General features: G+C 63.6%; 11 protein-coding genes. 3 read left to right on the forward strand and 8 right to left on the reverse strand.

Annotated features, from left to right (window positions below):
- Positions 1-4 precede the first annotated feature (4 nt).
- The 3 genes from fabA to fabI all read left to right on the forward strand — a co-directional run bounded on the left by fabA (position 5) and on the right by fabI (position 2,773).
- Entirely contained in the window at positions 5-526 is a 522-nt protein-coding gene (gene fabA, locus J6497_RS10185; protein WP_225704123.1) for a 3-hydroxyacyl-[acyl-carrier-protein] dehydratase FabA, read from the forward strand.
- Between the two features lie 43 nt (positions 527-569).
- Positions 570-1,793 carry a beta-ketoacyl-ACP synthase I gene (gene fabB / locus J6497_RS10190; RefSeq protein ID WP_225704124.1) on the forward strand — a complete coding sequence of 408 codons (1,224 nt, stop codon included), beginning with the start codon at positions 570-572 and terminating at the stop codon, positions 1,791-1,793.
- A 179-nt stretch (positions 1,794-1,972) separates the two neighbouring features.
- Positions 1,973-2,773 (forward strand): enoyl-ACP reductase FabI, encoded by an 801-nt coding sequence (gene fabI, locus J6497_RS10195; protein WP_225704125.1) that lies wholly within the window; start codon positions 1,973-1,975, stop codon positions 2,771-2,773.
- A gap of 88 nt (positions 2,774-2,861) precedes the next feature.
- Here the strand turns inward: fabI and J6497_RS10200 are convergent, their stop codons facing one another.
- From J6497_RS10200 to J6497_RS10235, 8 genes are all read right to left on the reverse strand, one after another.
- Complete coding sequence (locus tag J6497_RS10200) at positions 2,862-3,467, reverse strand: glutathione S-transferase family protein (protein ID WP_225704195.1); 606 nt, start codon at positions 3,465-3,467, stop codon at positions 2,862-2,864.
- Between the two features lie 199 nt (positions 3,468-3,666).
- Positions 3,667-4,401 (reverse strand): superoxide dismutase, encoded by a 735-nt coding sequence (locus tag J6497_RS10205; RefSeq protein WP_283844410.1) that lies wholly within the window; start codon positions 4,399-4,401, stop codon positions 3,667-3,669.
- A gap of 198 nt (positions 4,402-4,599) precedes the next feature.
- A complete protein-coding gene (pnp, locus tag J6497_RS10210) occupies positions 4,600-6,750 on the reverse strand; it encodes a polyribonucleotide nucleotidyltransferase (RefSeq protein WP_225704126.1) in 2,151 nt (716 codons plus the stop codon).
- Positions 6,751-7,127: 377 nt separating this feature from the next.
- Positions 7,128-7,397 (reverse strand): 30S ribosomal protein S15, encoded by a 270-nt coding sequence (gene rpsO / locus J6497_RS10215; protein WP_225704127.1) that lies wholly within the window; start codon positions 7,395-7,397, stop codon positions 7,128-7,130.
- A 2-nt stretch (positions 7,398-7,399) separates the two neighbouring features.
- Entirely contained in the window at positions 7,400-8,509 is a 1,110-nt protein-coding gene (gene truB / locus J6497_RS10220) for a tRNA pseudouridine(55) synthase TruB (RefSeq protein WP_225704128.1), read from the reverse strand.
- Position 8,510: 1 nt separating this feature from the next.
- Positions 8,511-8,924: a 30S ribosome-binding factor RbfA gene (gene rbfA, locus J6497_RS10225; protein ID WP_225704129.1), complete on the reverse strand. Its 414-nt coding sequence runs from the start codon at positions 8,922-8,924 to the stop codon at positions 8,511-8,513.
- A gap of 146 nt (positions 8,925-9,070) precedes the next feature.
- Positions 9,071-11,755, reverse strand: a complete 2,685-nt coding sequence (gene infB / locus J6497_RS10230) for a translation initiation factor IF-2 (RefSeq protein WP_225704130.1) — start codon at positions 11,753-11,755, stop codon at positions 9,071-9,073.
- Between the two features lie 162 nt (positions 11,756-11,917).
- Entirely contained in the window at positions 11,918-12,604 is a 687-nt protein-coding gene (locus J6497_RS10235) for an RNA-binding protein (protein WP_225704131.1), read from the reverse strand.
- Positions 12,605-12,618: the final 14 nt, after the last annotated feature.

Below are 12,618 nucleotides of genomic sequence, written 5' to 3' on the forward strand. Positions count from 1 at the left end.
CAGGATGCTGGAGCGGCGCAGCAGTTACGAGTACGAGGATTTGCTGGCGTGCGGCAGAGGCGAGATGTTCGGCCCGGGCAACGCCCACCTGCCGTTGCCGCCGATGCTGATGTTTGACCGCATCAGCGAGATCTCCGAGACCGGTGGCGAGTTCGGCAAGGGACTGGTGCGCGCCGAACTCGATGTGAAGCCGGATCTCTGGTTCTTCGGCTGCCACTTCAAGAACGATCCTGTCATGCCCGGCTGCCTTGGCCTGGATGCGATGTGGCAGATGGTTGGTTTTTACCTCGGCTGGATCGGCGGCGAGGGCCGCGGCCGCGCGCTCGGGCTTGGCGAGCTCAAGCTCGCCGGTCAGGTTCTGCCGAACGTGCGCAAGGTTGTGTACAACGTCGATATCAAGCGCGTGATGCGCTCGAGATTGGTGCTCGGCATTGCCGATGGCTGGCTTTCCATGGACGGCGAGATTATTTATCGCGCGAAGGATTTGAAGGTTGGGTTGTTCAAGCAGGGCACGGCCCCGGCGTGACCGAAACCATCGCACAGAAAACTAACGGCAGGGCGAGGCGATCATGAGGCGGGTTGTCATCACCGGGATGGGCATCGTCTCGTCCATCGGAAACAACACCCAGGAAGTGCTGGCGAGCCTTCACGAGGCAAAATCAGGGATTAGCCGCGCGGAGAAATATGCGGAGCTCGGCTTCCGCTCACAGGTGCAAGGCGCGCCGACACTCAATCCGGCCGAGGTGATCGATCGCCGCGCGATGCGGTTTCTGGCCGACGGCGCGGCATGGAATCACGTGGCGATGGAGCAGGCGATCCGCGATGCCGGGCTGGAGGCGGGCGAAGTCTCCAACGAACGCACCGGAATCATCATGGGTTCAGGCGGGCCGTCGACGCGTACGCTGGTGGAGGCCGCCGACATCGCCCGCACCAAGGGTCCGAAGCGGGTCGGTCCGTTCGCCGTTCCTAAGGGGATGTCGTCGACCGCGTCTGCAACGCTTGCGACCTGGTTCAAGATCAAGGGCGTGAACTATTCGATCTCCTCGGCCTGCGCGACGTCGAACCACTGCATCGGCAATGCCTATGAGATCATCCAGATGGGCAAGCAGGACGTGATCTTCGCCGGCGGCTGCGAGGAGCTCGACTGGACACTGTCGGTACTGTTCGACGCCATGGGCGCCATGTCGTCGAAATATAACGACACGCCGGCCACAGCCTCGCGCCCCTACGACATCAACCGCGACGGTTTCGTCATCGCCGGCGGCGCCGGCGTCGTGGTGCTGGAAGAGCTGGAGCACGCCAAGGCGCGCGGCGCACGCATCCATGCCGAGATCGTCGGCTATGGCGCCACTTCCGATGGCTACGACATGGTGGCGCCCTCGGGCGAAGGCGCCGAACGCTGCATGCGCATGGCGCTGTCGACCGTGAAGACGACGATCGACTACATCAACCCGCACGCAACCTCGACGCCTGCCGGCGATCCGCCGGAGATCGAGGCGATCCGTAAGGTGTTCGGCACTGGCGAGAAGTGCCCGCCGATCTCGGCGACCAAGGCGCTGACCGGCCATTCGCTCGGCGCCACCGGCGTGCAGGAGGCGATCTATTCGCTCTTGATGATGAACAACGGCTTCATCTGCGAGAGCGCGCATATCACCGAGCTCGATCCGATCTTCGCCGACATGCCGATCGTGCGCAAGCGCATCGACAATGCCAAGCTCGGCACTGTGCTGTCGAATTCCTTCGGCTTCGGCGGCACCAACGCGACGCTGGTGTTCAAACGGCTGGATGCGTAGTTTTCCTTTACCCGTCATGCCCCGCGAAGGCGGGGCATCCAGTATGCTGCAGCCTTTCGGTCGGTCGCTGGGGCATTCGGAATACTGGATCACCCGGCGGAGCCTGTCATCGGGCGGCGCTCTGCGCCGACCCGGTGGCGGGTGATGACGCAGCAGCGAGTCAATAGGAGCGGACGGGAATGCAGGACCTGATGAAAGGCAAGCGTGGACTGATCATGGGCGTCGCCAATGATCACTCGATCGCCTGGGGCATTGCCAGGACGCTCCATGCGCAGGGCGCCGAGCTCGCCTTCACCTACCAGGGCGAGGCGCTCGGCAAGCGCGTCAAGCCGCTGGCGCAGTCGCTCGGCGTCGACACGGTGCTGCCCTGCGATGTCGAAGATCTCGCCAGCGTCGATGCGGCGTTCGCAGCCCTGCGCGAGAAATGGGGGCGGCTCGATTTCCTCGTCCATGCCGTCGCCTTCTCCGACAAGAACGAGTTGAAGGGCCGCTATGCGGACACCACGCGCGAGAATTTCGCGCGCACCATGCTGATCTCCTGCTTCTCCTTCACCGAGCTCGCCAAGCGCGCGGCCGAGTTGATGCCGGAAACTGGCGGCGCCATGATCACGCTGACCTTCGGCGGCTCGATGCGCGTGATGCCCAACTACAACGTGATGGGGGTTGCGAAGGCGGCGCTGGAGGCCTCTGTGCGCTATCTCGCCGCCGATTTCGGCCCGCGCGCCATCCGCATCAATGCGATTTCGGCCGGGCCGGTCCGAACGCTCGCCGGCTCGGGTATTGGCGATGCGCGCGCGATGTTCGCGTTCCAGCAGAAGCATTCGCCGCTCGGCCGCGGTGTGACGCTCGATGAGCTCGGAGGTTCTGCGCTCTATCTGTTGTCCGATCTCTCAGGCGGCGTCACCGGCGAAATCCACTACGTCGATTCCGGCTACAACGTGATCTCGATGCCGCGGCCGGAAAACCTGAAGGCGGAGTAGCTTCGCCCGTAGCCCGGATGGAGCGCAGCGCAATCCGGGTTTCTCCGCTTGCGCCATGGTCCCCGGATTACGCTTCGCTTCATCCGGGCTACGTGATCCCACCCGCAGCAATCTTCTCCGCTTGCTGGAACGCCGGGCGCGCCGCACAGCGCGCGATATAGTCCTCAAAGGACGGCCGCGACGGCACCATCTTGAACAGCCGCACCGCATAATTCAGGCCCGAGCCGACCACGATGTCGGCGGCGGAAAAATCCTCGCCGAGGATCCACGGCCCCTTCTGCAGCTCGGCGTCGAGCACGTCGAACACCTGCGTCGCGGTGCCCCATGCGGCGGTGCTGGCGGGCACCTCGAGCTTGGTGAAGATCTGGATCAGCGCCGGCTCGATGCAGCTTGGCGCGAAGAACAGCCACTGCAGATATCGTCCCCGCTTCGGATCGTTCAGCGCCGGCGCGAGCCTCTTCTCCGGATAGCGATCCGCAATATAGGCGCAGATCGCGGCGGCTTCGCTGAGCGCGACGTCGCCGTCCTTCAGCGCCGGCACCTTGCCCATCGGGTTGATCTTCAGGAACTCCGGCGCCTTCTGCGCGCCGGTCGAGATGTCGGTCAGCACACGCTCGTAAGGCAGTCCGGTTTCTTCCATCAGCCATAAGCAGGTGAATGAGCGCGAACGAGGCGACCAATAGAGCTGGATCATGATGCTGAACCCTTCACTGGAGGAGCGCACGTTCTTCGCCCGGAAAGGCCGGATTGGCAATCTACAACCCTTGGGAACAGCGAAGGATTGCGCGCCGACATCTAGGTCAAGCTCATTCATCCGCATCAGGCTGAACGCCGCAGAGCGATCGCTGCGCAAAAAAGCGACCGAGGCTTGCGGCCCCGGCCGTTTGACGGCGTCACACGCCGAGCGTGCCGGCCTTCGCGGCCGCGTAGCGGTCGCCGATCGCCTTCCAGTTCACCGTGTTCCACCAGGCCTGCAGATATTCCGGGCGGCGGTTCTGGTAATGCAGGTAATAGGCGTGTTCCCACACGTCATTGCCGAACAGCGCGCGCTTGCCGTCCATCAGCGGGCTGTCCTGGTTCGGACGAGTCTCGAGCGCGAGCTTGCCGTCCTTGGTCACCGTGACGAACACCCAGCCCGAACCGAATACGCGTCCACCGGCCGCGTTGAAGTCGGTCCGCAGTTTCTCCATTCCGCCGAGGTCACGGTTGATCGCGGCGAGCACCTCGCCCTCCGGCTTGCCGCCATTCGGTCCCATGATCTGCCAGAACATGGTGTGGTTGGCATGGCCGCCGAGATTGTTGCGGACGCCGGTACGGACGGATTCCGGCACACTGCTTAGACTGGCGAGCACATCCGGGATCGGCTTGTCCGCGATCTGCGGATGATCTTTCGCGATTGCGTTGACGTTGTTCACATAGGCCTGGTGATGCTTGTCGTGATGGAGCTGCATTGTCAGCGCATCGATATGCGGCTCCAGCGCGTTGGTCGGATATGGTAGTTGATCGACCTTGAACGGACCGGCAGGCGGCTGGGCCGCGCCTTGCGCGAACACCATTCGCGGCGAAGCGGCTGCGGCGAGCAGACCGGTTGCGGTCATCATCAGGCGGCGGCGGGACAGGAATGACATCGTGACCTCCGGGCTTAAGGAAAGGCATGGTGTCCTATTGTAGGCGCAGGACGTGAAGCGGTTCCGACAAAACCTGATCACGATATCGCGGCCAAACCGCACATGGCCATCAGGCACGGTTGATTTGCAAAGCCCTATATAAACTTAGGGCGGCCCATCGGGCCGCCCTTTTTTAGCAATTCAATTATGTCTAGGCGCTCACTCGCCCGCGGCCTCGCGTGGCGCCGGCGCCTCTGGCTTGGCCTCCAGATCCTCGCCGGTCTCCTGATTGACCGCCTTCATTGACAGCCGGGTCTTGCCGCGGTCGTCGAAGCCGAGCAGCTTGACCTTGACCTTGTCGCCTTCCTTGACGACGTCGGAGGTCTTCTGCACGCGGTTGGCCGCGAGCTGGCTGATATGGACGAGGCCGTCCTTGGCACCGAAGAAGTTCACGAAGGCGCCGAACTCCATCACCTTGACCACGGTGCCCTCGTAGATCTGGCCGATCTCCGGCTCCGAGGTGATCGACTTGATCCACTTGATCGCCGCCTTCATCGCCTCACCATCGTTGGAGGCGACCTTCACGGTGCCGTCGTCCTCGATGTTGATCTTGGCGCCGGTCTTCTCGACGATCTCGCGGATCACCTTGCCGCCGGTGCCGATCACTTCGCGGATCTTGTCGGTCGGGATCTTGAAGGTCTCGATGCGCGGCGCGTATTCGCCGAGCTCGGCGCGCGCCGCCGTCAGGGCCTTCGACATTTCGCCGAGGATGTGGATGCGCCCTTCCTTGGCCTGGCCAAGCGCAACGCGCATGATCTCCTCGGTGATGCCCTCGATCTTGATGTCCATCTGCAACGAGGTGATGCCCTGGTCGGTGCCGGCGACCTTGAAATCCATGTCGCCCAGATGGTCCTCATCGCCGAGGATGTCCGAGAGCACCGCAAAGCGCTGATCTTCGAGGATCAGGCCCATCGCGATACCCGCGGTCGGCCGCTTCAACGGCACGCCGGCATCCATCAACGCCAGCGACGAGCCGCAGACCGTCGCCATCGACGAGGAGCCGTTCGACTCGGTGATTTCAGACACCACGCGCACCGTGTAGGGGAATTCGTGGTGCGGCGGCAGCACGGGATGGATCGCGCGCCAGGCGAGCTTGCCGTGGCCGATCTCGCGACGCTTGGTGCCGCCGAGCCGGCCGGTCTCACCGACCGAGAACGGCGGGAAGTTGTAGTGCAGCAGGAACGTCTCCTTGTACGTTCCGGACAGCGCGTCGACATACTGCTCGTCCTCGCCGGTGCCGAGCGTGGTGACGACCAGCGCCTGCGTTTCACCGCGGGTGAACAGCGCCGAACCATGGGCGCGCGGCAGCACGCCGACTTCGGCGACGATGTTGCGCACCGTCTTGACGTCGCGGCCGTCGATGCGCTTGCCGGTGTCGAGGATGTTCCAGCGAACGATCTTCGCTTCGAGCTCCTTGAACACGTCGGCGACGCGCAGCTTGTCGTATTGCGGCTCCTGCCCTTCCGGGAAGAAGTGCGCCATCACCTTTTCCTTGGCGGCGCCGACTGCGGCGTAGCGCTCCTGCTTGATCGGGATGGCGTAGGCGGTGCGGAGCTCCTGCTCGATCAGGCCGAGCATGTCCTTCTCGATCGCGGAGTTGTCGATCGCGGTAACCTCGCGCGGCTCCTTCGCGGCCTTCTCGGCGAGTTCGATGATCGCGCTGATGACCGGCTGGAAGTGGCGATGGCCGAACATCACGGCGCCAAGCATGATGTCCTCGTTCAGCTCCTTGGCTTCCGATTCCACCATCAGCACGGCGTCCGCCGTGCCGGCGACGACGAGGTCGAGCTGGGTCTCGTTCATCTCGTCCAGCGTCGGGTTCAGCACATATTCGTCGTTGGCAAAGCCGACGCGGGCAGCTCCAATCGGGCCCTTGAACGGCACGCCAGACAGCGTCAGTGCGGCGGAAGCTGCCACCATCGACAGCACGTCCGGATCGTTCTCCATGTCGTGCGACAGCGTCGTCACGATCACCTGGGTTTCGTTGCGCCAGCCGTCGACGAACAGCGGGCGGATCGGGCGATCGATCAGGCGGGAGACCAGCGTCTCCTTCTCGGTCGGCCGGCCCTCGCGTTTGAAGTAGCCACCGGGAATACGGCCTGCGGCATAGGCCTTCTCCTGGTAGTCGACCGTCAGCGGCAGGAAGTCGACACCTTCGCGGGGCGTCTTGGCGGCGACGACAGTGGCAAGCACTACGGTCTCGCCGTAAGTTGCGACGACAGCGCCATCGGCCTGACGGGCGACCTTTCCAGTTTCAAGCTTGAGGGGACGTCCACCCCAATCGATCTCCACGGAATGCTTCGTAAACATTTCGGTCTTCTTTCATGGTTTCACGAAAGAACGGGCCTCCAAAACGCAAAAACCATGCGCAAGATGGCGAGACGCTGATCGCAAGCCGTGATCAGCATCCGGCGATCCTGCCATGGTTCTCATGTTCCGGATGGCGTCCATCCTTTCGTTCATACGGGCATCTTGCCCTGTCCAGCGGCCGGATTGCTGCTGGGCACTTTGGGTTTGAGCATGGTCTTTCCGGAAAACCGGATCATGCTCCAGGTTTGAGCGGCTGCGCGCGACAACCGTCATCACGCTCATGCTCCTGCGCATGATCGTATCCGAACGGTAGAAACTCCGGTTTCTCGGAAGATCATGCGAAAACGCGCGCCAACGTTGCGCGCGTAGTGTTGAAATCAGCGACGAATGTTATGCTTTTCCAACAATGCCTTGTAACGCGCCTCGTCCTTTTTCTTGATGTAGTCGAGGAGCGAGCGTCGCGTCGACACGAGCTTCAGCAGGCCGCGGCGTGAATGGTTGTCCTTCCCGTGGGTCTTGAAGTGCTCGGTGAGGTTGCTAATGCGTTCCGACAGGATCGCGACCTGAACTTCGGGCGAGCCGGTGTCGCCGGCTTTGAGGGCACTCGTCTTGATGACTTCCGCTTTGCGTTCGGCGGTAATCGACATCGTCAGATACTTCCATGGTTGCGAGCCGAACTGGCAGTCAGTCCGGTCAGGTTGAACACGCGCTTGGGGATGATTTCGCCATTGCCAATCTCGGCAAGCGCCAGAAGCCGGCCTGCCACCGTGACATAGACTGTGCCGCTACTATTGGGCGCATCCCGTCCGCGCAACAAAACGGCTTGGCCCCGATGGAGCCTCGCCGCATCCGCCCGTGTGACGGCCAGTGCCGGGATGTCGTCCAGCGCGGTCTCAACGGGCAAAAGTGCATCGGCGAGGCTGCCCTCGCCAGATGCGGCTCTATTGCACAAAGCCTCCAATTCTTCCAGCGGAATCATGTCCCGTTCGGTAAACGGACCGACAACGGTTCGCCTGAGCGCGCAGATATGGCCAAAACAGCCGAGAATCCGCCCCATATCCCGGGCCAACGCGCGAACATAGGTTCCTTTGCCGCATTCGGCCTCGAACACGGATTGGCCGCCATCCCCATGTTCCACCAAGGTTAATTCATGAATCTCGACCGGCCGCGGCTGCAATTCGACCTTTTCGCCGTCCCGCGCCAAATCATAGGCCCGCTCGCCCTGAACCTTGATCGCAGAATATTGCGGGGGGACCTGCTCGATCACGCCGGTGAAGCGCGGCAGCAATTCCTGGATCGAACCGGCCGAGGGACGAAGTTCGCTGGTGGCGACCACGCGGCCTTCGATATCGTCGGTGTCGCGCTCCTCGCCCCAGGCCACGGTGAAGCGATAGCGCTTGCGGCCTTCCATGACGAAGGGCACCGTCTTGGTGGCCTCGCCGAGTGCGATCGGCAGCCCGCCCGAGGCGAGCGGATCGAGCGTTCCGGCGTGTCCGGCGCGCTTGGCCTGGAACAGGCGCTTCAACACCGCCACCGCATGCGTCGAGGTCATGCCGATCGGCTTGTCGAGCACGACCCAGCCATGGACGTCGCGCTTGTCGCGCCGCGGCTGGTTGCCCTGCTGTTTCTGTTTCTGACGCGGATCGTTGTTGACGCGACGCGTCTCGTTGCCGCGCGCAGGCACAGAAAATTTTTCTTCGTCTGCATGCGAATCGACGTCTTGCGATTCGATCACGGGGTTTGCGGTCGTCACGGTCATCTCATTCGTCGTCCGAATCGGGTGCAAGATCGCGTTGCACCGCAGGTGTTCTCAGTAATTTCTCGATACGTTCCGCTTCGTCGAATCGGTCGTCGGCGCGGAAGCGGATGTCAGGTGCAAATTTCAGGTTAACGCGGTGCGCGATCTCGCCGCGGAGGAATTTCTTGTTGCGGTCGAGCGCAGCGATCACGGTCTCGGTGTCGCGTCCGCCGAGCGGCATCACGTAGATGGTCGCGAGCTTCAGGTCCGGCGACATTCGCACCTCGGGGACGGTGATGATGTGGCCTTGAAGATCCGGATCGTGGACGTCACTGTGCGAGAGAATCTCGGCAACCGCATGGCGCACCGTCTCGCCGACGCGCAGCTGACGTTGCGAGCCGCCGGCGGCGGAACTCTTCTTCTGATGACGGGGCATTGTCCAAAATCCCAATTATCGTCATCACCCGCGAAGGCGGGTGATCCAGTATTTCGTAGCTAGAATCAATTGCGATACTGGATGCCCCGCCTTTGCGGGGCATGACGGTTCAGCTCGAAATTTCCTGCGCTTCGTAAGACTTGGACTTACAGAGAGCGCTGGATCGTTTCGACACGGTAGCATTCGATCACGTCGCCGACACGCATGTCGCCGTAGTTCTCGAATGCCATGCCGCATTCCTGGCCGGCGACGACTTCCTTCACTTCGTCCTTGAAGCGCTTCAGCGTCGACAGCTTGCCTTCGTGCACGACGACGTTGTCGCGGATCAGGCGGACATTGGCGCCGCGTTCGACCGTGCCGTCGGTGACGCGGCAGCCGGCAACCTTGCCGACCTTGGAGATGTTGAACACCTCCAGGATTTGGGCGTTGCCGAGCATGGTCTCGCGCAGGGTCGGCGCGAGCAGGCCGGACATCGCCTTTTTGATGTCATCCACGAGATCGTAGATGATGTTGTAGTAGCGGATCTCGATGCCGTTGCGCTTGGCGGCGGCGGCCGCCTCCTTGTTGGCTCGCACCGAGAAGCCAATGATTGCCGCGTTGAAGCCCTCCGCCAGTGTGACGTCGGACTCGGAGATGCCGCCCACGCCGGCATGCAGGATGCGGGCGGCGACTTCCTCGGTGCCGAGCTTCTCCAGCGAGCCCAGGATCGCTTCCAGCGAGCCCTGCACGTCGGCCTTCACGATCAGCGGGAATTCCTTGCGGCCCGCGGTCTTGAGCTGCGACATCATCTGCTCGAGCGAGCCGCGCATGCCGGAGATCGAGGCGGCGGCGTTCTCGCGCTTCTGATGCGCGCGATAGCTGGTGACCTGGCGGGCGCGGGCTTCGTTCTCCACCACCGCAAGCCGATCGCCGGCTTCGGGCGGACCGTTGAAGCCGAGCACCTCGACCGGCACCGACGGACCGGCTTCGTCGAGATTCTCGCCCTGGTCCGAGATCAGCGCGCGGACGCGGCCCATCTCGGCGCCGGCGACGATGATGTCGCCGACCTTGAGCGTGCCGCGCTGCACCAGCACGGTTGCGACCGGACCGCGGCCGCGGTCGAGCTTGGCTTCGATCACGGTGCCTTCGGCCGGACGCAGCGAGTTGGTCTTGAGGTCGAGAAGTTCGGCCTGCAGCGCGATCATCTCGAGCAGCCGGTCGAGATTGATCTTGTTCTTGGCAGAGACCTCGACGTCGACGACTTCGCCGCCGAGCGATTCGACCTGCACCTCATGCTGCAGCAATTCCGTGCGCACACGCTCAGGCCGCGCGTCCGGCTTGTCGATCTTGTTGATCGCGACGATGATCGGAACCCTGGCGGCCTTGGCGTGATTGATCGCTTCGACCGTCTGCGGCATGACGCCGTCATCGGCCGCGACCACCAGCACCACGATATCGGTGACCTTGGCGCCGCGCGCGCGCATCGCGGTGAACGCGGCGTGGCCGGGCGTGTCGATGAAGGTGATCTTCGTGCCGCTTTCCGGCGACGACACCTGGTAAGCGCCGATGTGCTGAGTGATGCCGCCGGCTTCGCCTTCGACCACGTTGGCGTGACGAAGCGCGTCGAGCAGCGAGGTCTTGCCGTGGTCGACATGGCCCATGACGGTGACGACGGGCGAACGCGGCTCGGTATCGGTGGAGTCGTCGACAACGTCGAACAGGCCTTCCTCGACGTCGGACGCAGCCACGCGCTTCACTGTGTGACCCAGTTCCTCGGCGATTAGTTGCGCTGTATCGGCATCGATCACGTCGGTGATCTTGTGCATCACGCCCTGCTTCATCAGCATGCGGATAACGTCCACCGCGCGCTCGGACATGCGGTTAGCGAGTTCCTGGATGGTGATGACCTCCGGGATCGTGACTTCGCGGACCAGCTTTTCCTTCGGCTCGTTCGAGTTGAGACCCTTGAGGCGTTGGGTGCGGCGGCGGAACGACGCGATCGAGCGTTCGCGCACGTTGTCGGCGTCGAGCGCGGTGACAACCGTCAAGCGGCCACGCTGCTTCTGCGGACCCGGTTTATGGGTGGTCTTCGGGGCGGCCACCGGTCGCATCGCGCCGCCGGGACCACGGCGGACCTGGCGCGGACCCTCGTCCTCATCGGGCTCGGCGGCAACGCCCGGTGCCCGCGCCGCCGGAGCCGACGCTGGTGCGCGTGCCGGGGTCGTCGGGGTACGGGCCGTCGACGGGGTGCGGGCTGGAGCCGCCGGTGCCGGCGCAGGGGCTGCTGCTGCGGCTGGCTTGGCTTCGGCCTCGCCAAAGCGCCGCTTGGCCTCGGTCTCGGCCTTGCGCTTGGCTTCCTCTTCCTGGCGATGACGCTCCTCTTCGGCCTGCCGGCGGGCCTCGGCGGCTTCGCGCTCAGCCCGCTCGGTGCTCTCCCGGATGGCGCGGCGCTTGGCTTCCTCTTCGGCCTGCTGGCGCTCCTCGATCTCGCGCTGCCGGGCGTCGGCGAGCGCACTGGCGCGGGCCGAGCGCTCGTCCTCGGTCAGGCTGCGCAACACCACGCCCGATCCACCGGCGTTGCGCTGCGATGGAGAAGGCCCACCCGAACGGCCGAGCGGTGGCCTGGCTGGCGCCGGCGCGGGCTTGGCTGCGGCCGGCTCGGGCGCATGCGCCTCGGCTCCCGGGCCATCGCCACCAACGCGGCGCTTGCCGCGTTTCTCGACCACAACCTGCTTGCTGCGGCCATGGCTGAAGCTCTGGCGCACGGTGCCCGTCTCGACGCGTGGCTTCAGCGTCAAGGTCTTGGTCGGGACACTCAAAGTCTTGTCGCCAGGGGTTTTGGTATCAACCATTCAGCAGTCCTAATCTTGTTAGCGTTGTGCCTGTTCGCACGCGTCGTCGTCGCAGTCCCAAAAGAACGAAATGACTTGTCCGCGGAACCGTCATCTCGCTCCATCTTGTTGTTTGAACACGATCTTTTCCGAAAACCGGTTTCCCCTTTTCCGGATCATGCTCTAGCTAGAATTTCTGGCCGCATCGGCGGTCTTGTCGTCGTCGGCCATCCGGTATCGGACCAGAAGCTGGCAGCGCGACAGGAACGTCTTGCTCGCCGGGCCCGCGAGCAGGGCAGCATGTATCACATTTGACCGGCCCAGTGCCAAATCCAATTCTGCCGATGTCAGCGCGGTGACGACAGATATTTTCAACGAATCTTCGTCTTTTCCGCTCCTTTGCCGCAGGATCGCGTCCAATTTGCGGACTCCGTCAGGGGCCGCATCGGAAGCATGGATCAGGCTCAGGGGTCTTTCCCGCTGCGACAACGCGTCCTCGACCTTGCCGAAGCCGGAAACGGCCCGGCCGGCCTTGGCGGCCATGGCCAGCGCCTCGATGACACTGCGAACCAGCAGCGCTTCGGTATCATCGGGCAGAGTTGCCGCGACGCGGACGTCGCGCTTGAAACCCCGCTTAAACTGGTGACGGCGCACCGCTTCTGCAACCGTGCGGCGCGAGGCGGAAAGCCAAAGGCCGCGACCCGGCAGCTTCCGTTTCACATCGGCGACCACCTCGCCGGTGGGGGCGACGACGAAGCGGATCAGCTCGTCGATCGGGCGCACCTCGCGGTTGACCGCGCACATCCGCATGGTCGCGGACTTTCCGGTCCGCGGCCCATGATCCAGATCGGGGTCAGCCATTGCGAGCATGCGTTCCGCATCTC

This window comes from Bradyrhizobium cenepequi (assembly GCF_020329485.1).
In the GTDB taxonomy this organism is placed as follows: Bacteria; Pseudomonadota; Alphaproteobacteria; order Rhizobiales; family Xanthobacteraceae; genus Bradyrhizobium; species Bradyrhizobium cenepequi.